This window comes from Clostridia bacterium (assembly GCA_012841935.1).
Lineage (GTDB): Bacteria > Bacillota > Peptococcia > DRI-13 > DTU073 > DUTS01.
Map to the genome: position 1 here is coordinate 1 of DUTS01000013.1, position 26,050 is coordinate 26,050.

The 26,050-nt window shown below is 38.1% G+C and carries 28 protein-coding genes; 2 read left to right on the forward strand and 26 right to left on the reverse strand.

All coding sequences use genetic code 11. The features are described 5' to 3' along the window. A partial coding sequence (locus GX687_00790) for a glycine cleavage system aminomethyltransferase GcvT (GenBank protein ID HHX95992.1) occupies positions 1 to 348 on the reverse strand: 348 nt, incomplete at its 3' end. A gap of 96 nt (positions 349 to 444) precedes the next feature. On the opposite strand from GX687_00790, the gene GX687_00795 reads away from it, so the two are divergent. Then, complete coding sequence (locus GX687_00795; GenBank protein ID HHX95993.1) at positions 445 to 1,341, forward strand: hypothetical protein; 897 nt, start codon at positions 445 to 447, stop codon at positions 1,339 to 1,341. Here GX687_00795 and ileS read toward each other — a convergent pair. The 10 genes from ileS to GX687_00845 all read right to left on the reverse strand — a co-directional run bounded on the left by ileS (position 1,336) and on the right by GX687_00845 (position 10,079). After that, on the reverse strand, positions 1,336 to 4,122 hold the full coding sequence (ileS, locus tag GX687_00800; GenBank protein ID HHX95994.1) for an isoleucine--tRNA ligase: 2,787 nt from the start codon (positions 4,120 to 4,122) through the stop codon (positions 1,336 to 1,338). The genes GX687_00795 and ileS overlap by 6 nt on opposite strands. 72 nt (positions 4,123 to 4,194) lie before the next feature. Next, on the reverse strand, positions 4,195 to 4,488 hold the full coding sequence (locus tag GX687_00805; protein HHX95995.1) for a YggU family protein: 294 nt from the start codon (positions 4,486 to 4,488) through the stop codon (positions 4,195 to 4,197). Beyond that, positions 4,454 to 4,960, reverse strand: a complete 507-nt coding sequence (locus GX687_00810) for a DivIVA domain-containing protein (protein HHX95996.1) — start codon at positions 4,958 to 4,960, stop codon at positions 4,454 to 4,456. Before GX687_00810 ends, GX687_00805 begins: the two co-directional genes overlap by 35 nt. Positions 4,961 to 4,986: 26 nt before the next feature. After that, positions 4,987 to 5,784 carry a pyrroline-5-carboxylate reductase gene (proC, locus tag GX687_00815; protein ID HHX95997.1) on the reverse strand — a complete coding sequence of 266 codons (798 nt, stop codon included), beginning with the start codon at positions 5,782 to 5,784 and terminating at the stop codon, positions 4,987 to 4,989. A gap of 14 nt (positions 5,785 to 5,798) precedes the next feature. Beyond that, complete coding sequence (sepF, locus tag GX687_00820; protein HHX95998.1) at positions 5,799 to 6,257, reverse strand: cell division protein SepF; 459 nt, start codon at positions 6,255 to 6,257, stop codon at positions 5,799 to 5,801. Positions 6,258 to 6,275: 18 nt separating this feature from the next. Continuing rightward, a complete protein-coding gene (locus tag GX687_00825) occupies positions 6,276 to 6,953 on the reverse strand; it encodes a YggS family pyridoxal phosphate-dependent enzyme (GenBank protein ID HHX95999.1) in 678 nt (225 codons plus the stop codon). Positions 6,954 to 6,970: 17 nt separating this feature from the next. Next, a complete protein-coding gene (locus GX687_00830) occupies positions 6,971 to 7,930 on the reverse strand; it encodes a hypothetical protein (GenBank protein HHX96000.1) in 960 nt (319 codons plus the stop codon). A gap of 106 nt (positions 7,931 to 8,036) precedes the next feature. Further along, positions 8,037 to 8,810 carry a peptidoglycan editing factor PgeF gene (gene pgeF / locus GX687_00835; GenBank protein HHX96001.1) on the reverse strand — a complete coding sequence of 258 codons (774 nt, stop codon included), beginning with the start codon at positions 8,808 to 8,810 and terminating at the stop codon, positions 8,037 to 8,039. Positions 8,811 to 8,895: 85 nt separating this feature from the next. Beyond that, a complete protein-coding gene (locus GX687_00840) occupies positions 8,896 to 9,615 on the reverse strand; it encodes a hypothetical protein (protein ID HHX96002.1) in 720 nt (239 codons plus the stop codon). Positions 9,616 to 9,695: 80 nt separating this feature from the next. After that, entirely contained in the window at positions 9,696 to 10,079 is a 384-nt protein-coding gene (locus tag GX687_00845; protein HHX96003.1) for a hypothetical protein, read from the reverse strand. A 149-nt stretch (positions 10,080 to 10,228) separates the two neighbouring features. Between GX687_00845 and GX687_00850 the strand changes: the two genes are divergently transcribed. Further along, entirely contained in the window at positions 10,229 to 10,822 is a 594-nt protein-coding gene (locus GX687_00850; GenBank protein ID HHX96004.1) for a hypothetical protein, read from the forward strand. Positions 10,823 to 10,856: 34 nt separating this feature from the next. Here the strand turns inward: GX687_00850 and GX687_00855 are convergent, their stop codons facing one another. The 15 genes from GX687_00855 to GX687_00925 all read right to left on the reverse strand — a co-directional run. Further along, positions 10,857 to 11,111: a YlmC/YmxH family sporulation protein gene (locus tag GX687_00855; GenBank protein ID HHX96005.1), complete on the reverse strand. Its 255-nt coding sequence runs from the start codon at positions 11,109 to 11,111 to the stop codon at positions 10,857 to 10,859. Between the two features lie 53 nt (positions 11,112 to 11,164). Continuing rightward, positions 11,165 to 11,938 carry an RNA polymerase sporulation sigma factor SigG gene (sigG, locus tag GX687_00860; GenBank protein HHX96006.1) on the reverse strand — a complete coding sequence of 258 codons (774 nt, stop codon included), beginning with the start codon at positions 11,936 to 11,938 and terminating at the stop codon, positions 11,165 to 11,167. Between the two features lie 94 nt (positions 11,939 to 12,032). Further along, complete coding sequence (gene sigE / locus GX687_00865; GenBank protein ID HHX96007.1) at positions 12,033 to 12,740, reverse strand: RNA polymerase sporulation sigma factor SigE; 708 nt, start codon at positions 12,738 to 12,740, stop codon at positions 12,033 to 12,035. A 12-nt stretch (positions 12,741 to 12,752) separates the two neighbouring features. After that, positions 12,753 to 13,628, reverse strand: coding sequence for a sigma-E processing peptidase SpoIIGA (gene spoIIGA, locus GX687_00870; GenBank protein ID HHX96008.1), 876 nt, complete (start codon positions 13,626 to 13,628; stop codon positions 12,753 to 12,755). 146 nt (positions 13,629 to 13,774) lie between these two features. Then, on the reverse strand, positions 13,775 to 14,821 hold the full coding sequence (ftsZ, locus tag GX687_00875; GenBank protein ID HHX96009.1) for a cell division protein FtsZ: 1,047 nt from the start codon (positions 14,819 to 14,821) through the stop codon (positions 13,775 to 13,777). A 116-nt stretch (positions 14,822 to 14,937) separates the two neighbouring features. Continuing rightward, the gene (locus GX687_00880; GenBank protein HHX96010.1) at positions 14,938 to 15,570 is read right to left on the reverse strand and encodes an FtsQ-type POTRA domain-containing protein; all 633 of its coding nucleotides are present in this window, start codon (positions 15,568 to 15,570) and stop codon (positions 14,938 to 14,940) included. Between the two features lie 316 nt (positions 15,571 to 15,886). Continuing rightward, positions 15,887 to 17,155 (reverse strand): UDP-N-acetylglucosamine 1-carboxyvinyltransferase, encoded by a 1,269-nt coding sequence (murA, locus tag GX687_00885; protein ID HHX96011.1) that lies wholly within the window; start codon positions 17,153 to 17,155, stop codon positions 15,887 to 15,889. Between the two features lie 7 nt (positions 17,156 to 17,162). Further along, entirely contained in the window at positions 17,163 to 18,080 is a 918-nt protein-coding gene (gene murB, locus GX687_00890) for a UDP-N-acetylmuramate dehydrogenase (GenBank protein HHX96012.1), read from the reverse strand. A gap of 10 nt (positions 18,081 to 18,090) precedes the next feature. Then, complete coding sequence (locus tag GX687_00895) at positions 18,091 to 19,497, reverse strand: UDP-N-acetylmuramate--L-alanine ligase (protein HHX96013.1); 1,407 nt, start codon at positions 19,495 to 19,497, stop codon at positions 18,091 to 18,093. Positions 19,498 to 19,631: 134 nt separating this feature from the next. After that, on the reverse strand, positions 19,632 to 20,744 hold the full coding sequence (gene murG / locus GX687_00900; protein ID HHX96014.1) for an undecaprenyldiphospho-muramoylpentapeptide beta-N-acetylglucosaminyltransferase: 1,113 nt from the start codon (positions 20,742 to 20,744) through the stop codon (positions 19,632 to 19,634). Positions 20,745 to 20,774: 30 nt separating this feature from the next. Next, the gene (ftsW, locus tag GX687_00905) at positions 20,775 to 21,863 is read right to left on the reverse strand and encodes a putative lipid II flippase FtsW (protein ID HHX96015.1); all 1,089 of its coding nucleotides are present in this window, start codon (positions 21,861 to 21,863) and stop codon (positions 20,775 to 20,777) included. Positions 21,864 to 21,867: 4 nt separating this feature from the next. Next, positions 21,868 to 23,235, reverse strand: a complete 1,368-nt coding sequence (murD, locus tag GX687_00910; protein ID HHX96016.1) for a UDP-N-acetylmuramoyl-L-alanine--D-glutamate ligase — start codon at positions 23,233 to 23,235, stop codon at positions 21,868 to 21,870. A gap of 17 nt (positions 23,236 to 23,252) precedes the next feature. After that, entirely contained in the window at positions 23,253 to 24,209 is a 957-nt protein-coding gene (locus GX687_00915) for a phospho-N-acetylmuramoyl-pentapeptide-transferase (protein HHX96017.1), read from the reverse strand. A 12-nt stretch (positions 24,210 to 24,221) separates the two neighbouring features. Continuing rightward, positions 24,222 to 25,610 carry a UDP-N-acetylmuramoyl-tripeptide--D-alanyl-D-alanine ligase gene (locus tag GX687_00920; GenBank protein ID HHX96018.1) on the reverse strand — a complete coding sequence of 463 codons (1,389 nt, stop codon included), beginning with the start codon at positions 25,608 to 25,610 and terminating at the stop codon, positions 24,222 to 24,224. A gap of 1 nt (position 25,611) precedes the next feature. After that, on the reverse strand, positions 25,612 to 26,050 hold a 439-nt coding region (locus GX687_00925), incomplete at its 5' end, for a UDP-N-acetylmuramoyl-L-alanyl-D-glutamate--2,6-diaminopimelate ligase (protein HHX96019.1).

The following is a 26,050-nucleotide window of genomic DNA, read 5'->3' on the forward strand; positions in this document are numbered from 1 at the left end:
ACCAGCATTAACCACCAATCCATATCGCTCAGCAGCCAATTTATAAACCAATAAATCATCAATAACCCCACCAGCAGGATTACACAAAAAACTATATTGTACTTGCCCTACCTTTAATTTAGCCAAATCATTAGTTAATAATCTCTGCAAAAAAAGTAAAGCATCTGCCCCACTAACTTCGATTTCCCCCATATGGGAAACATCAAAAAGACCGGCAGTGGTACGTACAGCCTGATGTTCAGCTAAAATGCCTTCATACCAAACAGGCATTTCCCAACCACCAAATTCAATCATTTTTGCCCCTAAAGCCAGATGCTGTGCATGTAAAGCCGTTTTCAAAAGCGTCATGACCCTCACCCCTTAAAAAGGAATTTCGTATAGCGAACAAAATTGAATAATATATATATAATATAATACCAAAACTCGGCAAGCAAGGAGCAAAAAATGTATCGTAAATTAATCAACCGTTTACTTCTTTTTCTATTATTACTTCTAACTTGGTTAGATTTAAGTAAGTTTCAAACACTACCTACCGGCAATCTTAGCCAACCTGTACCCATTTTACCTGAACTACAAATTAATCTTTTACAGGCTAGTCAGCAATATCTTATAGAAGATGCCCTGCGAGAAACTAAAAAACAACTTCTTAATTACTTTATTCCCAATGAGGCACATTATCCCTGGGAAGTAGATTATGTTTTTTTAAATCTAATGGCTAATCCCGAACCAGAGGTAGCCTTTGTCTTTAGTTTGCCCCCAGAAAAAGGCATAATTGTCATTCTTCAAAAAAGAAACAATTTTTATTATTTGGCAGCTTATCAAGAATATACTTACCCCCTCTATAAACCAAAAGCCTTACCTTTCAAAGAAACTAATGAATTATTACTGGCTCAAGGGGTACAGAAAAACAGGGAACCACTTTTTTTAACAACCACTTTTATTAAGATTTGGGATTGGCAAGAGAATAAATTAGCCGAAGTTTTTACAGAAAAAATTAAGGAAAAAACTAAACAGCCTTGGGCAGAGCAAACTATAAAACTAACTTATCAACATTCCCAAAAAGAATTTAAAATTCAAACCCAAGGAAAACGAAAGCTTGCTCAACAAAATGAGGGCTTTCAGCAAACTTTTACTTGGGATGACACTTGGCAAAGATTTATTTTAAAAAAAGGACACTATTTACCCCCCGATAAAACAACACCTCTGCCGATTGCCATCCTGAAAGACCTAAGTTATGATTTGGAAGCACTGCTCTCTAATCAAGCCAAATACTACCAAATAATTACCCCTAATCAAGAAACTCTGCTGGTTAAAAAAGATCGTCTCCAAACAGAATTATAATTCTTCGGCCAGTGATTCAACTACCTGTACACAGCGGGCACATAAAGTAGCATGTTCTTTATTTTCCCCAGTTGAGGTAGCATACATCCAACAGCGGGCACATTTCTCACCTGGGGCCCGACCAATGACCACCGCAAGTCCCGGCAGTTCATCACTAGAATAAGCCCCATCAGGTACAGTAGCTAATTTATTTAAAACGACATCAGAAGTAATAAAAAGGGTAGCCCAAATTTCCTGTTCAGCCACTAAAAAATCATACCAATCCGAATCAGCATAAAGTTGTACCTGAGCATCGAGTGAATTACCGATTAATTTGTTTTGACGAGCTTCCTCAAGAGGTTTAGCCACAAAATCCCTTACTTGTAAAAATTTATCCCATTTCTTTTCTAGTTCGGGATCCAAATAACGAGATTCAAATTGGGGCCAACCAGCTAGTTGTACTGAAGGGAGATCACTTTCATGAGGTAAATGTTCCCAAATTTCTTCACTGGTAAAAGCCAAAATAGGAGTCAACATTTTAACCAAGGCCAGAATAATTTCGTACATTACAGTTTGAGCACTTCTTCTAGCTAAAGAATTTGCCTTAAAAGTATAAAGCCGATCTTTAATAATATCCAAATAAAAAGAGCTCATTTCTACTGCACAAAAATTATGCAGTAAATGATAGGCGGTATGGAACTCGTAATTTTGATAAGCCTCTGTTACTTTTTGAATTAACTGATGAAGTTTTAATAAAGCCCAGTGATCAATTTCTAACAATTGTTCGTCAGCTACCCGATTTTCCTGGGGATGGAAATCATAAAGATTACCCAATAAATAACGACAGGTATTACGAATTTTACGATAAGCTTCGGTAATCTGTTTTAAAATAGCGGGCGAAAGAGCCACATCATGGCGGTAATCAGCTGAAGCAACCCATAAACGCAAGATATCGGCTCCCATCTTTTCGATTACTTCCAAAGGATCGATACCATTACCCAAAGACTTAGACATTTTACGTCCCTGTTCATCAACTAAAAAACCATGAGTCAAAACCGCACGATAAGGTGCTTTTTGCCGCACAGCCACAGCTACCGATAAAGAGGAGTTAAACCAACCGCGATGCTGATCACTGCCTTCCAAATAAAGGTCAGCCGGCCAACTAAGTTCAGGACGGGTTTCCAAAACTCCAAAATGGGAAGTCCCCGAATCAAACCAGACATCCATAATATCTTCTTCTTTAGTAAATTCACGACAGCCACACTGCGGACATTCTATACCTACAGGCATTAAATCTTGAACGTCTTTTTCCCACCAAACATCTGAACCATATTCCCTAAACAATTTCTGAAGGTGACTAATTGTTTTTTCATTAATAATTTCCTGCTGACATTCTCGACAATAAAAAATGGGAATAGGTACTCCCCAAGTACGCTGACGAGAAATACACCAATCATCACGCTCAGCAACCATATGACTAATTCTTTCTTCACCCCAAGCTGGGATCCATTTTACCTGTTTAATTTCCTCAAGTGCTTTTTGACGAAAACCATCAATGGAAACAAACCACTGCTCAGTAGCCCTAAACATAATAGGATCCTTACAGCGCCAGCAGTGTGGATATTGATGTTTAATCATACTACTACCCACCAAAGCACCTTTTTCGGCCAAATGTTTTACAAGCACCGCATCTGCATCACCCACAAACAAACCGGCATATTCACCAGCCTCATCTGTAAATTTACCTTGATCATCTACCGGAGAAAGGATTGGCAAACCATATTTGCGGCCGACAAGAAAGTCTTCCAAACCATGACCAGGTGCAGTATGCACACAACCGGTTCCTTGTTCTAAAGTAACATGATCTCCCAAAATAACAACCGAATTTCGATCATACAAGGGATGACGGCAGACAATACCTTCCAATTCTTTACCCACAAATGTTTTTTCTACCCGATAATCAGGATTACCTAAAACCTCTAAAAAAGAGAAACTTAAATCCTCTGCTACCACATATTTTTCATCCCCAACCACTAAAACTTGATAAATAAAATCAGGATGTAAACAAATAGCCAAATTAGCCGGCAGAGTCCAAGGAGTTGTCGTCCAAATTACAAAAAAAGCATTTTCTTCGGCCAATAAACCCTCTACTACCGGAAATTTAACATAAATAGAAGCTGATTCTTTTTCACTATATTCTATTTCCGCTTCCGCCAAAGCTGTTTCACAATGAGTACACCAATAAACAGGTTTTAAGCCTTTATAAATATAACCTTTTTGGGCCATTTCCCCAAAAACTCCAATTTGAATAGCTTCAAACTCGGGATTTAAGGTTAAATAAGGATTTTCCCAATCACCCCGTACTCCCAAACGCTTAAATTGTCCTTTTTGAATTTCAACATAATGCAGGGCATAATCCCGACAGCGTTTTCTAAATTCTACTGGATCAAGAGCATGTCTGCTTACTTGAGAAGATTTAATTACTCGCTGTTCAATAGGTAAACCATGTGTATCCCAACCAGGCACATAAGGAGCATCATAACCAATTAAACTATGAAATTTAACAATAATATCTTTTAAAACTTTATTTAAAGCCTGCCCCATATGGATGGCCCCATTAGCATAAGGTGGACCATCATGCAAAATAAATTGAGGTTTACCCTCAGCTTGACGACGGACCACCTCATACAAATTCATTTTTTCCCATTTTTCCAAAATTCTTGGTTCCTTTTGTGTTAAATTACCCCGCATAGAAAATTTTGTACGCGGTAAATTTAAGGTTGCATTATATTTTTTTGACATCTTTTCATCCCCCGTGCTTCTCATTCTTAATATAAAGTAAAGTATATGCTATAAAAACGAGATTTGTCAAATTTAACCCCCCAAAAACTGTTTAAATTCCGCTAAAGTAAAATCGGTAATTTCAATTGTTTTGGTTCTACTTTTAAGTCCACTTACTAAATTAACCTGCCGACGGTTAACCTGAAAAAAATCGGCTAAAAATCGTAAACAGGCTTGATTCGCTTCACCCTCAACTGGAGGTGCAGTTAAACGAATCTTAAGGGCATCACCATGCCAACCCGTTATTTCATTACGACTAGCCCGCGGTTGAACCCTAACTTTAAATTTAATCTTACCAGAAGTTTCCGCTACCGGCAGTTGATTCATCTGTTTCTTTCACCTCTTCTGTATTAATTCCGATCTCATATTCCTCCAGAAATTCCAATTGTGAAGTTAAAAAACTTTTCATTTTTACATAAAGCTGTTTTTCCAAACCGTGCATTTTTTCCAACATTTCCGCAGCAGTAAAAGTCTCGGCCTCAGCCTTTGCTAAAATTTGTTCAGCTTTTTTTTGGGCTTCCCAAATAATTAATTCCGCCTCTTTTTTGGCATTTTGTTTAATTTCTTCACCAGTTTGCTGTGCTAAGACTAATGTTTCCTGTAAGGTCTGCTCTAATTCTTGATAACGATTAACCTCTTCATCTCTTTTTTGAATTGTTTCCTTTAACTCTAAATTTTCTTTATACAAATATTCAAAATCACGAATTATTTCATCAAGAAACTCATCTACCTCATCAACATCATAACCCCTTAAACTGCGTTTAAATTCCTGATTATGAATATCAAGTGGAGTTAACATTAAAACCAACTCCCTTCCCCTTTATTTTAAATCTCCGCTGCTCTTGCAGCTGCCTGAAGCACAGTTTCCATAATTGTTCCCCTTATTCCGTTTTTCTCCCAATTTAACATACCATAAATTGTAGTTCCCGCTGGTGAAGTCACCCGATCTTTTAATTCCGCAGGGTGTAGTCCTGTTTCTTTTAATAATTTAACCGTACCTACCACGGTTTGTAAAACTAATTCCGCGGCCACCTCACGAGGTAAACCAGCTAAAACACCACCATCAGTTAAAGCCTCAATAAACAAGGCCACAAAGGCCGGCCCACTACCACTTAAACCAGTTGCCGCATCTAACATTTCTTCTGGTAAAACATGTACTACTCCCAGATGAGCAAAAATGCTTTTTGCCCTTTCCAAATCCTGCTTCTGGGCCCATTTACCAGAAGTTAAAACTACAGCACCAGCACCTACCAAAGCAGGTGTATTGGGCATTACCCGAATAACTTTACTATTAACCGGAAGTAAACTTTCCAATTTAGTGGTAGTTATTCCTGCCAAAATAGATAACCACAATTTATCTGTACTACAGACCTCTAAACAATCACTAAGGACCTCATTTAAGTTTTGCGGTTTAACAGCCAAAATTATAATTTCACTTTCTTTAATTAACTGTTTGTTGTCTTCAATAGTACGCACACCATATTCCTCTTTTAAATAAGCACACCGCTTCTGATTATGATCACTAACCAAAAAAGAGGCCGCTGTTTTACCAGCTTTTAATAATCCCTTTAAAATTGCTTCTCCCATTACTCCTCCACCAATAAGACCGATGAGCTGCTTCAAAATGGCTACCCCCTTTAATTAGGATCTTGGTTAATAATTTTGTTAATCCAGGCAAAAACCTCCTTGGGCTGACTGACACTATTTAAGTCACCCGAAATATCAACATTATTTGGTGTGGCAATTATTGTACCTGAACCTACCTTTTGCAGACAACCTCCCAAAGCATAAGTAGTACCACCCACAAAATCAATAATTCGTCGGGCTAATCCACCATCAACACTTTCTAGGTTAATCACAATAATTTTACTACCTTTAAGGTGATCGGCAATTAATTGACAATCATCAAAAGCCAAAGGTTCCAATAAAACTACCTGATTGCTTCTTTTTGAAGCAAGAGGAATGACTTGTCCCTTGTTTTTAGCAGGCTGTTTCCAACGTGAAAAATATTCGGGTGTTTCCTCTTCTTCAAAATGAATTTCCTCTTCCACCTCACTAAATCCCATAATATCCAAAAATCTATCCAAGGCCCTCATTTTAATCTACCCCCCCTCTTAATTTCTAACCCCAAAAAGGCGACTGCCTATACGCACGATTGTCGCTCCCTCCTCTATCGCGACCGGAAAATCATTACTCATTCCCATAGAAAGTTCTTGCATTTCTACATTTGCTAAACCCATAGATGCCAATTCTTGTGCCAAAAGTCGTAATTCACGAAAAACAGGTCTAACCTTTTCCGGATCCTGCACCCAAGGAGCCAAAGTCATTAAACCCTTGATTTGTAAATTAGGTAAATTACTTAAAGTTTCAAGTTGTCCGCGTACTTCTTCGACCGTAAAACCTTTTTTAGTTTTTTCTCCCGCAATATTTACCTGTAATAAAACCTTTACTGTGATATCGCTCTTTTGAGCCCATTTGCTAATTTCACGGGCCAAAGAGAGCCTATCCACAGAATGAATTAAATCAACCCGGCCAATAACCTGTTTAACTTTGTTGCGCTGCAGAGTACCTACCAAATGCCATTTAATTTCCGCAGGCAATAATGGTATTTTTTGGGTTAATTCCTGTACCCGATTCTCACCAAATAAATTTAACCCAGCTTGATAGGCCTTATGGATTACTTCAACTGGAACAGACTTCGAAATGGCCAACAACTTTACCTCACTTGGGCAACGATTTACTTTTAAACACGCTTTTTCTATTGCCGCTTGTACTGCCGCTATTTGTTTCATCTAACATCGCCCCATACCTATTTTTTATTTAAACGGGTAACTCTTTTACCCTCAACCACTAATTGAGGATCAACTATTACCCAATCTTTTTCCGTTAAATTATCTAAAACAACCTGTCCTCGTAAATGGGCAATTTTTTCAACTGCCTGCCAATGAGCACGACCTTTTTTAAAAAGATAAACACCCCATTGACCTTCTTTTTCAACAATTACTTTTTCCGGCAAAATCACCCCTTTAAAATTTTCTACAATAATTTCACCTAGCATACACCTCTGCAGACTTAAGTTTCCAGCATTTAAAATTTCGATTAATAAACAATATTTTCCTACATCACGTGTAAGCTCCTTGACTATCCCTTTTAAAATTACCTGAGGCTGTTCTTTAAGCCTAATACGTAAAGAACCCCCCTTCTTTATTTTTTCCGGAAAAGCCCCTTCACCTTGCCAATAAAAATAACATTCTTCCAAATTATTAATGATCTTACAAACCCCTTCACCTGCAGACACCCGTGCCCCTTCTTCTGTGGAAATTCCTTCATCTAAGGGCAGCTTTTCCATAAAAACCCCCAAACTACCTATTTCCAAATAAGGCCAAATCTCGGGTAAACAAACCTGTTCTAAACCATCAAGATTATAGGAAACCAAACCAGCCATAGGAGCATTAAGGGTTCTGGAAGTCGTTTTTTCCAAACTGGAGCCTGCCGTGGTTTCCAAATAACCGAGTAAAGCACCTTTGGCAACTCTTTCTCCCTCTTGTTTTACCTGTAAGAAATAACCTGAACAAGGTGCCGCCACCTTTTGTTCAGGACGTAAAACTATAAATTCACCTTCCAAAAAATCTTCCAATTCCGCGACTTGGGCTTGGACAACTTCTACTGGTAAACAACTAGAGACTATTTTAATTATAAAATACAGTAACCCTAAAACAATAATTAAAGAAAAGAACTTACGACTTCTATATCTTCTTTTTCTGGCCACAAAATCTCCGCCCTAAATTAGATTCATTTCTTGAATTATATTCGCGACTAAAGCCTCTGAATCCTGCCAATCCCTTTCAAAATATTATGTTTTCTTAAGATTTCTTTTACAGCAGCTCTAAAAAAGCCGCTTGCCGACCCAAGGCCCCTCTGCGATGCGAAAAGAAATTTTGAGAATGACAAAAGGTACAAAGCCCCGCCAAACTAATATTTCCCCGCAGAACTCCTGATTTTAAAAGCTGAATAACATTAGCCTGAGCCAAATCAAAATAGGCCTTTCCTGTTTTACACTTATTGAGTAATAAAGGCACATCTTGAGGAAAGGCTTTTTCCACTTGGGAAATAACCTCTAAACCTACTTGATAATGGCAGACCCCAATATGTGGACCACAATCCACCAAGAGATCCTCTGGTGAACACTGATATTCCTCCACCAATACTTTAATAGTTTTAGTAGTTAGTTTACCTACTGTACCCCGCCAACCAGCATGAACCAAAGCAATTACTTTTTTAAACGGATCGAAGAAAAAAAGAGGCAAACAATCGGCAAAATAGGCCATTAAAACCAATCCTTTTTGACTAGTAATCAAGGCATCAGCGACTAATAATTGCCGCGGTACTTTACTTACCCGTTCAATCCTAGTACCATGCACCTGTTGAGCCTGGACAATTGCTTCCTCATTAAAATTTAAAACCTGACACAATTTTTGCCGATTTTTTCGAACCCTATTTGGTTCATCAGCAGTGAAAATACTTAAATTCAAAGAACTATAGTTTCCCGAACTAAATCCTCCCCGACGGCCTGTAAATCCCTGTTTAACTAGGCCAGTCTTATTGAAAAGCTCAGACCGGTAAATATTTATTTCCCGATTGGAATTCACCAACTTCACCACCTATTTGCCTTTAATTTTATCCCTTTTTTTAAAAAAAACAAGAGCCATAGCCTTTAAGCTATAGCTCCCAACTTTATTCCACCAGATCTGCACAAGTAGGACATTCACTTTTTTGTTCAAATGATTGACAATTATCAGGCACTGCCGGAATAGACATACACCCCGAACAAGAAGGCATACAAATAACAGAACGTCCAGATTCCATTACAAAAAACTCTGTTTGCACAATCACCTTAAAAACATAAGTAGTAGAACCACCTGCCCCTTTACGCGGTACTAAATGAGCACATAAACAATTTAATTTTATTCGCCTAATACATAATTCTATTTCCTCTGGAGGGCATAATGTCCAACCACCTTCAATTTCCTGAATAGGCACCGAAATTTCTTGAATAAAACGTTTACCAGCAACACCTACCTCCAAGCATTGTTTAGCAGTATCAAAATATTCAAACCAAACCCTAACTTGATAGCTAATCGTAAAAACAACATTATCACCTAAACGGCGTGGTGATAAAACACCCTCAGGACAAGGTTCATCTCCTATTCCCAAGATAGCAAAATTACAAACTACACAATTAAGTGGACAGGCATCTTGAGGAATTGCTTTGCCTTCTTTTGTTTCCGACAGAAAGTGAACATGCCGCTGACTTTCACTACCTGAAGCACATACCCTTTCCATAATTACCGGAATACAATAAACTGGTTCATTAACACAATCACGAGCATCTACTTTAAATACAGGATGTTCACTTACCTCTTTTATTTCATTTTGTAAATCATTCTGCTGCAAGGTTATCACCTCTATTTATTATGGTTGTTATAACATATGAAATGCTTAGACAAGAAGTGTCAAAACCTCAGAAAAGAAATCTATTTCCTAAAATAAAAGGCTGGTCCACCTGGGGGTGGAATTAAAGGATTTTTTCTAGGTATTATTATTTCTGGCTGTGGGGCTTTTTCTTCCAGCCCAGCTAAAATAGTACTAATTAACTCAGAAGAAGTGACCTCCTTTTTTACCCCGATTTCCATAAGTACAGCCGCAAAACTTTCCGGAAAAAAACCAGGAGAATAACCCATTTTTATTCTACCTACTTTTTCCCATAAATAATGAGGAAATAACGGTGCATAGGTTTCTAATAATTTACGAGCAAAAGCCATACTCTTTTGTTGTTGATAAGCAGAATAATAAAGACGAATTCCGAGGGGAGTTTCCCCTTTAAGCCTGACTAAACTAAACAATAATCGACAATCCATATTCCTCTTCCCTTCTCCCTTTTTTTTATTATATGTACGAAAAGCAAAAATGGAGATGTTTAATAATTTTTGCGGTGAAGAGTAACATTTAGAGTACCTGTCTAATAAAATACTAAAGAACCATTATCCCTTAAAAGGAGGAAAAAACAATGCTTGATCAGCAAAGACAGCTTATTACACCAGGTGAATGTCCCCCAGAAGGTTGTCCACCTTTTACTAGAATAGAATGTATTGCTGTAGATAAAGTTTATGATAGCTGTTATCAAATTCTTGATTTAAGTAGAGATACAACTGTCACTTTTGCCAACGATTTTACTGTAGGGGATTTAATTCCCTGTAATCAAAATGGTAATATTACCTGTCAAGAAGTTTCACGAACTGATGCTGGTGATGGCTTTTTCACTTTAACCATTCTTTTTACCGTTCCCCTTACCTTTACTAATCCAGCCAACCCGGCTCAAACCGAAAATCAAAACTTTACTTTTACCAGAACAGTCACCCTTTGCAGCCCAGAAGGTGTATCTCCTGACTGTTCAGAGAGTGTAATCAATTTCTGCAATTGTGTTATTACAGCCATTAATGATACCACTCTTTCCCTAACCTGTTCTTTCCAAATCTGTTTAGTCCTCAGATCTATTCTACGTGTACAACTTTTGGTACCTAGTTATGGTTTTTGTGTACCAGGGCCTTGTACCACCATACCCGGTGTTTGTCCACCAACTCCCCCCACACAATGCTTCTAACCAAAAAGCACACTGCATAAACAGCAGTGTGCTTTTAATAATCTAACTGGGATCCAGGCAAATCCAAAAGTAAAACATCTAAACCGATGCGGGTAATTCTTTCCCAGGGAACCACCAAATCCTCACCACGCCCAAAAAGACCCCAGAGGCGCCTTCCAGCATAATTAGGTAAAACTAAGGCTTTAATTACCCCAGCTTCCAAATCCAATTCAATATCTTTTAAAGGACCCAAACGTCTGCCATCATTAATATTAATAATTTCTAAATCACGTAAAGCGGAAATACGCAATAACATTTTATCTCCTCCCCAAATAAGTCTATGAAACAATCCTAAAATTAATGTTAAATATATTTACGCATTAATTGTAAAGCCGCTTTTTCCAATCGTGATACCTGAGCTTGGGAAATACCAATTTCCTCGGCCACTTCCATTTGTGTTTTACCTTCAAAAAAACGCAGTGTAAGAATATGCTTTTCACGAGTATTTAATTTATTTAAAGCTTCTTTAATAGAAAGGGTTTCCAACCAATCAGCATCTGTGTCCTTTTCATCACCGATTTGATCAAGGACATAAATAGGATCACCACCATCATGATAAATCGGTTCAAAAAGAGAAATGGGATCTTGAATGGCCTCTAAAGCAAAAACAATTTCCTCACGAGGTAAACCCAATTCACTCGCAATTTCAGACAAAGAAGGTTCACAAGCATTTCTATTAACCAATGTATCCCTTACCTGCAGAGCTCGATAGGCAATATCACGTAAAGAACGACTCACCCTAATCGGATTATTATCTCGCAAATATCTTCTAATTTCACCAATAATCATCGGCACTGCATAAGTGGAAAACTTTACATTTTGCCCTAAATCAAAATTATCAATTGCCTTAATTAAACCAATACAGCCTACCTGAAATAAATCATCTACATATTCACCACGATTGGTAAACCGCTGAATAACACTTAAAACCAATCGTAAATTACCCCGAATCAACTCTTCCCGGGCCGTAAAATCTCCAGCCTGCATTTTTTTAAACAATTGCCTCATCACAGAATTCTTTAAAACCGGCAGTTTAGCCGTATTCACTCCACAAATTTCAACTTTATTAATTATCATTTTGGCCTCCTTGGGGTGTTGAAGCTTAACAACATTATTTCCCCCTCGCAAGGCAAATATACTGTTTAAATTTTACGTAAAAGGATATAGAAATCTATTCCATGCGTAAAAATTCTTTACGAAGACGTTTAATGATTCTTTTTTCCAAACGCGAAATATAAGATTGTGAAATACCTAAAAAATCGGCTACTTCTTTTTGGGTTTTTTCGCGGCCATCTTTTAAACCAAAACGTAAATCAACTATTTTTTGCTCACGGCTAGATAATTTACTCATGGCTAATTTTAATAAATACCGATTGGTTTTATCCTCCAAAGGTTTAAAAACTAAATCCCTTTCAGTACCCATAACATCTGAAAGCAATAATTCATTACCATCCAAATCAATATTCAAAGGTTCATCAAAGGATACTTCCAAACGAATTTTATTAGTCCTCCGCAAATGCATAAGAATTTCATTTTCTATACAGCGAGAGGCATAAGTAGCCAATTTAATTTTTTTAGTGGGATCAAAAGTATTAACAGCTTTAATTAAACCTATAGTGCCTATGGAAACTAAATCCTCAATACCAATCCCAGTATTTTCAAATTTACGTGCAATATAAACTACTAATCGCAAATTTCTTTCGATCAAAGTACTTTTGACACTTAAATCCCCATTTTCTAAGCGTAATAATAAATCCCCTTCTTCTTCTCGGGAAAGAGGTGCAGGTAAAGTTTCACTACTACCAACGTAAAAAAGATCAGCATCCAAACCCCAAGAACGCAGCAATTTAGTTAATAATTGTTTAAATTTCCACCACATTTCACGTCTCTCCTAACATAAGATCTGTGGATGTAATAAAGCCTGAAAATCCCCTTCCAATGATAAAGTACGAACCACTATTCCCAAAACAACTTCAGTAGTAATAATCTCTTGCCACTTATTTTTCACAATTACCAAATCAGGCTGAAAACCCACCATAAAGCCTTCGGCCTTTACGGAATGATATGGAATAAGAGACACCCGTGAGGCCCATCTTGCCTTTAGTTCCCCAAAAAGCTCCTCAATAGTTAAATCAGAAGATAAGTCTACAGGCAAAACATCATTAATTACTTGACTTTCAATAATGATTACCGGTTTTCGAGTATGGGGGTCAAACAAACTGTTGCCAGTATCTAAAAGAGCCGCAATTTCCACCCACTGCTCGGCAAAACAAATAATTAACTGATTTAACAATTGCTTCCGCAGCCAATTCTGCCGAAAAAAACAGGCTAATCCACCCCCCAAACCCAAGATACAAATTAAGCCCATTACCAACCAACCATAACTAACCCCCTCTAAAACACCGATACCGTTAAAGGCTTGTAAAAAACCTTTGTTTAAATAAATAGCTGCCCAAACCACCCCCCCCAAGGCAAAAGAAAGTAAATAAAAATAAAGAAAAGCTTGCCCCAATTTACGCTTACTTTTGATTTGAAAAGCTGTCAAAATCATTAAAAAGGCACAAACTTGTTTAACTAAAAAAGCAAGCAGTACAGGTAATTGTGGTAAAAAAATACTTAGACTGTAAACTGCACCGATAATCGCTGCTAAGCAAAGTCTTAATGGCCTTATTTTTAAACAGGCAAATTTCCCTACAGACCACAGTAGAACAAAATCCAAAATAAAATTAGTTAATAAAATAAGATCCAAATAAACCTTGACAATCACCAGGGCCTCCCCAACCAAAAATTACCTGCATTTTTATTATACATAACTTGGATACTATTTTTTGTCAAAAGATGGACAGTGTCTACCAACATTTTCCGCAGATTTTTGCATAAAAAAAAGGTAGGTCATTTTTGACCTACCTTTACTTATTTTTTACTGCGTCTTAGGAATTCCGGAATATATAATTCCTCCTCCAAAGCCGGTTTCTTTACCTGCAGATCTGACTGGGAAACTTGACCTTGACCATCAAACCCAGTAGCAATTACAGTTACCCTTACTTCTTCGGCCATTTGTTCATCAATTACCGCGCCAAAAATAATATTGGCTTCTGGATCTACTACTTGAGCAATAATCTCGGCAGCTTCGTTTACTTCAAATAAACCTAAACTAGGTCCTCCCGTGATATTTAAAAGCACACCCCGAGCACCTTCAATAGAAGTCTCTAGTAAAGGACTAGAGGTAGCCGCCCTGGCCGCTGTACTGGCCCTGTTTTCTCCAGAAGCTGTTCCAATACCCATCAAGGCCGTACCTGTCTTACGCATAATTGTTTTCACGTCCGCAAAATCCAAATTAATTAAACCAGGAACCGCGATTAGATCTGAAATACCCTGTACTCCCTGCCGTAAAACATCATCAGCTATATGGAAAGCATCATTAATAGACGTATTTTTATCTACTACCTGTAACAGCTTTTCATTGGGAATCGTAATTAAAGCATCCACCTTTTCCTTCATATTGGCGACACCAGATTCTGCCTGAACTTGTCTTTTGCGTCCTTCAAAAACAAAAGGCTTGGTAACCACCCCTACTGTTAAAGCTCCAAGTTCTTTGGCAATTTCCGCTACAATAGGTGCAGCACCAGTACCAGTTCCCCCACCCATACCGGCGGTCACAAAAACCATATCAGCACCTTTTAATGCTGCCTCCAAATCATTACGGTTTTCCTCAGCGGCTTGAAAACCAATTTCCGGATTGGCACCTGCCCCCAAACCTTTAGTTAATTTTTCACCAATTTGCAGCCGATTTTCAGCTTTTGATAAATGTAATGCTTGTACATCTGTATTAATGGCAATAAATTCAACACCTTTTAAACCACTTTCAATCATTCTGTTGACGGCATTACTACCACCCCCGCCCACCCCGATAACCTTTATTTGGGCATACTGGTTAATTTCCATTTCAAATTCCAGCATCTATCGCTTTCCCCTTTCCTTTATGGTCAAACTTTTACGATTTTTATGGACAATTTCATTATTACACTGGTTATTCCACAAAGACAAGCCATTTTCCTTTTTTTTATTTCACCTTTTTAATTTTTTCTTTTAATCACTGGTAAAGACTGATAACGCAAATCAATATATTCAACTGTTTGACGATTAATCAGTTCCTCATTTTCAAAAAGAAGTTCCCGAATAATTTGCAGTTTTCGCTCAATTCCTTCCAAGGAGCCAAAGTTTATCACTACTCCCTGGAGCATTTTTAAAGTAAGATTATAAGGAGTGGAAGCATCAATTTCGGCGATCTCAGCCAAAAAACCCTCTTCTAATGAATTCAATAGTTCTAAAGCCACCCCTAAGCCTGCCTCAGTTAATTCTTCCCCCAAAGTTAATTCAGCAGGGACCGTAAGACCGCTGATTAAAGGGAGGTTAAATTCCTGCAGATCCTCAACTTGTTTTAAGCAAACCCCCTCCACATCCACCACCAAATATTCGCCTTCACCAACTAAGATAGCAAAAGGCAGACGTTCTTCAATTTCTAAAATTACCGTATGGGGAATTCTGCGAGTTAAATGTACTGTTTTAATTAAAGGATGTAATTCCACCCCAGCAATAATTTCCCTTTTGTTAATTTTAAATAAATTGGTACCCTTAGTTAAACCACTTAATTTTTCAATGGCTTGTTCATCAGCAAGCTGGCAACCCCGCACTTCAATTTCCCGCAAATTAAAAAATGCGGAATTAAGAAAAAAATAGCCTGATAAAAACAAGCAGAACAGTAAAAAAAAACTAAAACCAATTAACGATTGACGCTGTTTTTTAAGCTTGGACATCTGCTTTACTCTTTTCTTACATACTTATTATATTATGCCATAATTAACTAATAAGATCAAACATTATTAAAGCACTGCAGAATGAACGTTTTTTCCCTGAGCACTCAAGCAGGATTCTACTTATTGTGAACTACTACCCAGCACAAATAATTTAAAATATACAACACACTTATCAACTTGTCCATTTGTCAAGATTAAAGAAAAGCCACTATGGCCTTTCCTTAATTCCATTTACCCTCAAAATTTGGGCTCCCAAGTTGCGAAGCCTTTGTTCAAAATTTTCATAACCGCGATCCAAAAGTTTTATCTGATCAACTACCGTAGCTCCTTCAGCTACTAAACCAGCAGTTACCAGTGCTGCCCCGGCACGTAAATCAGAGGCTTCCACATAGGCACCACTGAGACTCTCCACACCTTTGACTATGGCCACACGACCTTCTACTTTTATATCGGCACCCATGCGGCGAAATTCATCAACATGTTTAAATCTATTTTCAAAAATTGTTTCCGTAACAACACTTGTTCCCCCCGCTATTGTCATTAAGGCTAAAAGTGGAGCCTGTAAATCAGTAGGAAAACCAGGGAAAGGCATTGTTTTAAAATCTACTCCCTTTAGTGATCTAGTTCCTTGTACCCTAATACCGGAATTACTTTCGATAATCACCACACCAACTTCTCTCAATTTGGCAATTACAGCTTCAACATGTTCAGGAATAACATTTTTTAGTAAAACATCACCACCGGTAATAGCAGCCATAATCATAAAAGTACCGGCTTCAATTCGATCAGGAATAATTGTATGTTCGGCTGAACCTAATTTATTTACACCTTCAATTCGCAAAACATCTGTGCCCGCCCCTTTAATTTTAGCACCCATTTTATTCAAGAAATTTTGGAGATCGACCACTTCTGGTTCTCGGGCAGCATTACGCAAAATTGTTTCCCCTGTAGCCAAAGCAGCCGCCATAATTAGATTTTCCGTAGCTCCAACACTGGGAAAATCTAAACAAATCTCATTCCCAACCAATTGTTCAGCTTTAACCTCAATATAGCCGTGTTTTTCTTTAATCTCGGCCCCGAGTAGTCTCAAACCACGTAAATGCTGATCCATGGGACGAGATCCAATAGAACACCCACCAGGATAAGCTAATTTTACCTCCTGAAAGCGGGAAAGCAAAGGACCCATAACTAAATTGGAAGCCCGCATCTTTCTGGTTAAACGATCCGGTAATTCCACTGTTTCCACATTAGTGGCATCCACAACCATCGTTCTACCTGTTAATTCAACTTTGGCCCCTAGACAAAGCAATACTTCTCGCATTACCTTGACATCACTTAAATGTGGGACACCATGAATTGTACAAATACCTTCAGACAATAAACAAGCAGGCAAGATGGTCAATACCGAATTTTTTCCACCACTGATTGTAACACTACCTGTTAATTTATTTCCACCAACAATCACATACTTTTCCAAATAACCATCACCTCCCATTGTCTGAAAAACCATAAAAGACAACTTCAGTTTCTAGGTCTAAATGATATTTTTCTTTTACTGCCAACTGCACCTCCTTAATTAAAGCCCTAATATCCGACGCTTTAGCCGCACCGCGATTAATAATAAAATTAGCATGTTTTTCCGAAACCTGTGCATCACCCACTGACCAGCCTTTGGCCCCTACCCCTTCAATTAAACGTCCCGCACCTTGAGCAGTATTTTTAAAAACACTCCCAGCACTCGGCCATTCCAAAGGCTGTTTTAATCTACGTTCACGCAAATAAGCGGCCATTTTGGTTTGAATTTCTGTTTTATCTCCCCACGATAAACTTAATGTCACTTTCACTATTAATTCTTGCGTTTCTTTAAAAATACTTTGACGATAACCCAAAGACAACTCCTCAACCTTATATGTTTTTAATTGACCTCGTTTATCTAAGGTCTGCACTTCGGTCAAAACCTCTTTTAAAGATGAGCCATAAGCCCCTGCATTCATGACTACCGCTCCACCAAGTGACCCGGGAATTCCCACAGCAAAAGCTAAGCCGTCAAATCCCCTTTGAGCAGCTTGGCGGCTCAAAGAAGCCAACAAAACACCCGCACCGGCGGTAACCCGACTGCCCTGCCAAAGGATCTCTTGAAAACCAGAAGTAATAATTACTAAACCTTTAATTCCCTGATCACTAATAAGAACATTAGAACCTTCTCCCAAAATAGTGAGCGGAACTTTCCATTTATGGGCCATTTTTAAAACATGAGCACATTCATCAATTTTTTGAGGGCAATACAAGAGATCAGCAGGTCCTCCTACCCGCCATGAAGTATAATTTTTTAAAGGCTCATCACAATAAAAAGGTCCATAATTTCTTTCCCGTAAAAAAATTAGCATTTTCTCCAAAGCCACTTTTACCACCTCAATTAAAACCAGTAGGAACTGCCGAATTTGCTGATTCCAATAAAGTAAGCAGCTGAAAACCAATCTGGCGAATATCACCAGCACCCAAAGTTAAAACTAAGTCCCCGGGTTTAACCAGATTAAGCAGTTTTTCCGCTATTAATTTTTTATTAGGTAAATATTTCACTTGTTGACCAGTTTGTTTTTTTATTTCCGCAATCAATGTTTGACTATTTACTCCCGGAAGGGGTTTTTCACCAGCGGCAAAAATATCGGTAAACACCAAAAGATCGGCATCCCGAAAGGCAGTACCAAATTCCGTCTTTAAAGCCTGAGTGCGTGAAAAACGATGTGGTTGAAAAATAGCCACAACTCGTTTAAAGCCGGTTTTTTTAGCTGCCGCCAAAGTAGCCTTTAATTCTGAAGGATGATGGGCAAAATCATCGTAAATATGAATACCATTAATTATACCTATTTTTTCAAAACGCCTACTTATGCCGCGGAAAGTAAGTAAACTTGCAGCCATTTTTTCGAAGGAAAGACCACATTCTGAACCTACCGCTACTGCTGCTAAAGCATTTAAAACATTATATTCACCCGGCATATTTAAAACAATTTCCCCACAGACACGAGCCTGTTTAACTACAGTGAAATGCGACAGGAAGCCGGCCGAAACTACATTTTTTGCTTGATAATCAGCCTGTGGAGAAAACCCATAAGTAATTATTTTAATTTTTCCTTTTAGGTCTGGGATAATTTCCCTTACCCCGGGATCATCAATACATAATACCACAAAACCATGAGCAGGAGTCTTTAAAATAAATTCGCTAAAAGTAGTTTGTATTTTTTCCCGGGAACCATAAAAATCTAAATGATCATCTTCTATATTAGTCACTACAGTAATCAGTGGATTTAATTTTAAAAAAGAGGCATCTGACTCATCAGCTTCTGCAATAAAAAATTCGCCTTGACCCAATTTAGCATTACTACCCAAATTATTAAATTGACCACCTAAAACTATCGTCGGATCATAATTATTTTGTTCAAATAATAAGGCAATTAAAGAAGTAGTAGTCGTTTTACCATGGGTACCAGCCACGGCAATTCCTTTTTGACGGTTCATTAACATTCCCAAAATTTCCGCACGCTGCATAATCGGAATACCTAATTTTTGAGCTTTAATTATTTCGGGATTATGGGGCGGAATAGCCGAAGAAACAACAACTGCCTGGACATCATGGGCCAAATTGGCAGCCACATGACCTAATTTTACTTCAGCACCCCAACTAACCAAACGTTCCGTTATTTCCGAAACTTGCAGATCTGAACCACTTACCACATAACCCAATTCCAATAATAGTTGGGCCAAACCACTCATTCCAATTCCGCCAATACCGATAAAATGAACCTTCTCCCGTAAATACATCTACAAAAGCTCCTTCCCCGACTGTCCCAAGCCAAACCTTAAATATAACCTGCAGGTAATTTACTATATATGCAAATATCTTTAAAGGTGTTACAAGAAAACCAGGACTAGCCTCCAGCTTGTCCTTCTTTTTTTTATAAATACTTTTCCAAGACTGAGATAATAGTAGCTAAAGCCTCGGGTTTCCCGGCTTGTTTACTCTGGGACGCCATTTTTTCGAGTTTTTCCTGATTAAATAAAATATCCTCTAGTTGTTTAATTAAAACCTCACCATTAAGTTCTTGATCCAAAATAACCACTGCAGCACCTTGTTTAGCCAAAGCACGAGCATTATGCTCCTGGTGACCTTCAGCTGCATAAGGATAAGGTACTAAAATTCCGGGGATGCCTTTAGCCGTCATTTCAGCAAGAAAAGTGGCCCCACTTCTGGCCACACATAAATCGGCACAAGCCAAAGCATATTCCATCTGTTTTAAATAAGGTATGCTCATAATATTCCCATTATTAGCCAGATCTATACCCCGAGCCAATAAATTTTCCCGGAATTCCTGATAACCATTTTCCCCGGTAGAATGAATAATTTGTAATCGAGAATCCCCATAAAAATGACTGCATACCGAAACCATAGCTTGGTTAATGCTTTCTGCACCTCGCGAGCCCCCCAAAGTTAACAAAGTACGCTTTGTCGGTGAAAAATTAAAATATTTAAGTCCCTGTTCTTTCACAGTTTCCAAAATTAAGGACCGCACCGGTAAACCAGTAACAATTATTTTATCATGAAAGACCGCTGAAAAATAGTTTCTAGCTTCCGGAAACGTTAATAAAATCGCTTTAGCCCAACGGGCCAATAACCGATTGGTTAATCCCGGGAAAGCATTTTGCTCATGTAAAATTGTTGGACATCCCCAATGAGCCCCAGCCATAACTACTGGTAAACAAACATAACCCCCAGTACCAATTATCAAATCAGGTTGGAAATCCCTAATAATTTTCCTAGCCATAAAATAGGCTTTACCTGCTTTCCAAATTGCCCCTAAAGCCTGTGGTGATATTTTACGCTCCCATCCTACAACCTCTAATGTTTTCATAGGAAAACCACTTTCTGGAACCAGCTTGTTTTCCAAACCTTTTTGACCACCTAAATAAAGAATTTTACAATAGGGGTTCTTTTTTAATAAAGCCTGCCCGATTGCTATTGCCGGGTAAATATGTCCTCCAGTGCCACCACCAGTTAAAATTACACGCACTTATAGCCACCTCATTTGGGTAAAATTAGATCATAGGTGAGAAGAATAACGCGAAATATTTAATAAAATCCCCACCCCACACATGAAAAAAAAGAGCGAAGATCCACCATAACTAATAAAAGGTAAACCGATCCCCGTAGTAGGCAATAAACCTGTAACTACACCCATATTTAAAAAAGCTTGTAAGACAATTAAAGTAGTTATTCCCACTGCCAAGAAACTGCCAAAAACATCCTGGCTGGTTAAAGCAGTACGATAACCCCGCCAGGCAAAAATACAAAAAAGCAGTACTACCAAAAAAGCACCAATAAAACCGAGTTCTTCCCCTAAAATGGCAAAAATAAAGTCAGTATTTTGTTCAGGCAAATAAGCTAGCTTTTGCCGACTATTTCCTAAGCCCATACCAAAAATACCACCTGAACCCAAAGCATAAAAAGAATTAATCAATTGATATCCTTCTTTGGAAGCATGTGCCCAAGGATCCAAATAACCCGTAATTCGCTCTAATCTAGTAGGATCGACGGCAATTAATGCACAAATAGCCCCCAAACCCAAAACCCCCAAGACACAAAAATGCCGTATTCGCAAACCAGCGGCTAACAGCATGATCCCCATTGTGCCGGCAATAACTAAAGTAGTGCCCAAATCCGGTTCCAACATAATCAAGCCACCGACTAAGCCTAGTAAGAGTAAATAGGGTCCCACACCAGTAAAAAAATATTTTAACTGAGCACTTTTTTTGGCAAATTCCTTAGCCAAAAAAAGCACCATACTTAACTTCATAATTTCAGTAGGTTGAATATTAATAAAACCTAATTTAATCCAACGCCGGGCCCCTTTATCAGGTTCAAAAAATAGAACTACAATTAATAATAATAAAGCAACCACAAAAAGAAAATTTAGATAAGGTTTTAAGCGAAAATAATCAAGATTCATTAAAATTATCATAGCCAAAAATCCCAGTCCGGCCCAAGTTAATTGTTTACGTAAATAATAATAAGGGTCCTTTTCCAAGGTATCATAATAACTAGCACTAAAAACCATTACAATGCCCATAGCCAATAAAAACATGGTTGTAAAGAAAATCCATAAATCCGGTTCACCTTTTTTAAAACGCATTCCTTCACCTACTCTCGGTTATCTTCCGGACTAAATCCTTGAAAACTTGACCTCTTTCCTCAAAGCTGGAAAACATATCCCAACTGGCACAAGCTGGTGACAGCAGCACAATATCACCTTTTACGGCTAAATCTGTTCCCAAATACACTGCAGCTTTTAAATCGCTGACTAAATGATAATTTCGATAACCTACCTTTTTCACTGCTGCTGCAATTTGGGGTGCAGCTTCACCAAATAAAATTAATTCTTTAACTCTCTCTTTAATTTTTAAGGCTAAAGCCGAAAAATCACTACCTTTATTTTTCCCTCCGGCTAATAAAATTAAGGGATGAGTATAAGCAGCAAGTGCCTTAATTACCGCTGCGGGATTTGTACCTTTGGAATCATTAATAAACGTGATACCTTGGTAAGTCAAAACTTCTTCCAAGCGGTGCTCCACACCTGGAAAAGTGCGCAAACTCATAGTGATACTAGTTTTACTTAAACCCATTAACCAACCCGCTGCAGCTGCAGCTAAAGCATTTTCTAAATTATGTCCACCTTTAATTTTTATTTCTTCTACTGGTAAAAAACGAGTAGTTTGTGAGGCCTCCTTAGCCACTAGCCAATCATCCTGCACACAAAAACCTGTTTCTAGAATATGTTCCCGACTAAAAAATAGAACTTTACCAGGGGCTAAAGCTGCCATTTTTCTTGTTTCCGGATCATCATAATTTAAAACTAAATAATCTGTAGAATCCTGGTTCAAAAAAATCTTTTCTTTGGATTCCCGATATGCTTCATAACTTAAATGCCAATCCAAATGATCAGGAGTTAAGTTTAAAAACAGGGCCACTTGAGGACGAAAAATTTCCGTAGTAGCTAATTGGAAACTGGAAACCTCCAAAACAGCCAAAGAATCGGAATTGAGGGCCTCTAATTTACTAATTAGAGGTTCACCAATATTTCCACCGACAACTACTTTACGTCCTCCATCAGCTAAAATTTTCCCCAATAAAGTTGTTGTAGTTGTTTTACCATTTGTACCGGTCACCGCAAGTAAAGGGACCTTAATAAAACGTGCAGCCAGTTCAATTTCGCTCCAAATCGGTATTCCTTTTATTCGTGCTTTTTGTAAACAAGGGAGCAGTAAGGGAACTCCGGGACTAACAATAATTAAATCAGGAGAAAAAGAATCTAAATCAGGCTGCTGACCTAAAAGTAAAACCACTCCCCTATTTTCCAAACTAACAAGTTTCTTCCAGACCAAATTAGCTTTAGTTTGGGAATCATTAAGAAAAACCTGAGCCTTTTTTCCCAATAAAAACTCACTAACAGCAAGTCCGGTTCTAGCTGCACCAATAACCAAACATTTTTTTCCCGCTAAATCCATTACACCGCTCCCCTTTGTTATTGAATTAATAATAAGGCAGCTAAAGTAAAGAGAGCAGCCCCACCCCAAAAGGCAAAAACAACCTGCCGTTCCGACCAACCTTTTAATTCAAAATGGTGATGGAGGGGTGCCATTAAAAAAAGCCGCCGTCCCTTAGTATATTTAAAATAAAGTACTTGTAAAATAACCGAAAGGGCTTCCAAAACATAAATACCTCCTAAAATTACTAATAATAATTCTGTTTTGGTTAAAATAGCTAAACCTCCCAAGGCACCACCTAAAGCCAAAGAGCCAGTATCCCCCATAAAAATACGTGCTGGATAGATGTTAAAAAATAAAAACCCCAAACAGCTGCCCAATAAGGCTATACTAAATAAACTTATTTCTGGAAACTGAATAATTTTACCAATAAAAAAATATCCCAAAGCGGCAAAAGCTGTAACACCAGCAGCCAAACCATCTAGGCCGTCAGTTAAATTAACGGCATTTACTGTCCCGATAATCACCAATAAAGCAAAACAAGGATATAACCAACCCAAATTAAAAGAAAGAGCCCAACCGGGAATAAAAATTGTAGTACCACGTCCCAAGTAATTCAAAGTAAAATAAATAAACAAACCGGAAATAAAAGTCTGCCCGATTATTTTTTGATAAGCCCGTAAACCTAAAGGACGTTTTAGAACAATTTTAATAAAATCATCTAGAAAACCTATACAGCCAAATCCCCAAAAAACAAAAAACAAACTACCTAAAAACAAATTAAATTCATTTAACCAAAATAAACTGAAGCCCATACTTAAAAAAAGCATCAACCCGCCCATTGTGGGTGTACCCGCTTTTTGTAAATGAGTTTGGGGACCATCTGAACGTACTTGTTGTCCAAATTTTAACCTTTCCAAAAAGGGAATTAAAAAGGGACCACTTACTAAACAAATAACTAAAGCTATTATAAAAACCAAGCTAGTTTCTGGCAAACAAACTCCCCCCTAGGCCATTAAACCGACCACAATTTCCTCCATACCTACACCCCGTGAACCTTTAACCAAAATTACATCACCTGGGCGTTTAATTTCTGCTAACTTATTTAAAGCTGCTTCATTTGTAGTACAAACCTCAATCTTTTTTTCACTCATTCCAGCTAACCGAGCACCTTCTGCAATTAAAGGCCCTAATTCACCTACGGTAATAAGGTATGCTATATCCATTTTTTTGACTAGCTGGCCAACAAAAAAATGTCCCTGTTCACTATAAGTACCCAATTCATTCATAGAACCCAAAACAGCAAGTGCCCTTTTAGTTCCAGCTACTTGTTTTAATACTTCCAAAGCTGCGGCTGCTGAATCTGGATTAGCATTATAAGTATCATCAATAATTTGAATGTTTTCCTTCAAATTGTTTTTTAAACACAAACGACCTGTAGGTAAAGTTACCTGTTGCAGCCCACTTTGAATTTCCGAAAAAGAAAGGCCCAAAGCCCTAGCAATAATTATAGGTCCTAAAGCATTAATCACATTATGTTTTCCCCAAAGGGAGATTTCCAAAGGAACTTTAATTTGATCTTGTTCCTCCAAAGTAAAAGTAAAGCCCTTTTCTCGAGGAATAATCTGGCGAGCCCTAAAATCCCCTTCTGCAGTAATTCCAAACCAAGATAAGGAACAACTTGCCTTGGGCAGCCAAGGTAATAACAGATCGCGATTTTCAATCGGCAGAGCCAATTTTCCACTTTGCGGAGGATAAACAAGCAATTCCGCTTTAGCTTCAGCAATTTTTTCCAAGGACCCCAAAAGTTCAGCATGAGTATATCCTAAATTAGTAATTATTCCATAATCAGGCTGACTAATTTGGCAAAGATAATCAATTTCACCAAGAGCCCGCATACCCATTTCCAATATTAAAAAACGATGTTCAGGTTTTAAAGATAAAATAGTTAACGGAACCCCGATCTCATTATTATAATTTTCCCATGTTTTTAAAACAGGGCCCTTAACCGCCAATAAAGCTGCCATAATTTCCTTAGTAGTGGTTTTACCCACACTTCCCGTAATAGCAATTACGGGATGAGCAAAACGCTGCCGCTGAGCCATGGCCAATTGTCCTATAGCTGTCAACGGATCTTTTACCAATATCAAAGGAAAATCCCGATGAATAAAATTTTGCGGCCGCCGAGTCACTACCGCACCTGCTGCCCCTTTTTCATAAGCCTTGCTTAAAAAATTGTGACCATCAGTTTTTTCACCACTAAAAGCAAAAAAAAGGTCGCCCTTTTTTAAATGTCGTGTATCATGTGAAGCACCAGTGGGTACCGAGCTAGTTTCTCCATTTTCCAACTGCCCGTCCACAATTTCCGCAATTTCTGGCCAAGTAAAACCCCACATCTTATGACTCCCCTTTCCCCATTTCCCGTAAAGCCTCTAGGGCTACCTGACGATCATCAAAAGGAAGTACCTGTGTACCAATTAATTGATATGTTTCATGACCTTTTCCTGCGATAACTACCACATCAGTTTCACGAGCAGCTTTGATCGCTTGTTTGATGGCTGCACGCCTATCAACTAAAGTCAGAAAAGGTTTACCCACAGCACCTTTTTCCACACCAGGAACTATTTGTGCGATAATGGTTTCCGGATCTTCGGAACGGGGATTATCAGATGTAATAATACACAAATCAGAATAACGTCCAGCTACTTCACCCATTAAAGGACGTTTAGTTTGATCACGATCACCACCACAGCCAAAAACGGTAATGATTCTACCTTGCACAAATTCACGAACGGTTTTTAAACAATTCTCCAAGCTGTCAGGTGTATGGGCATAA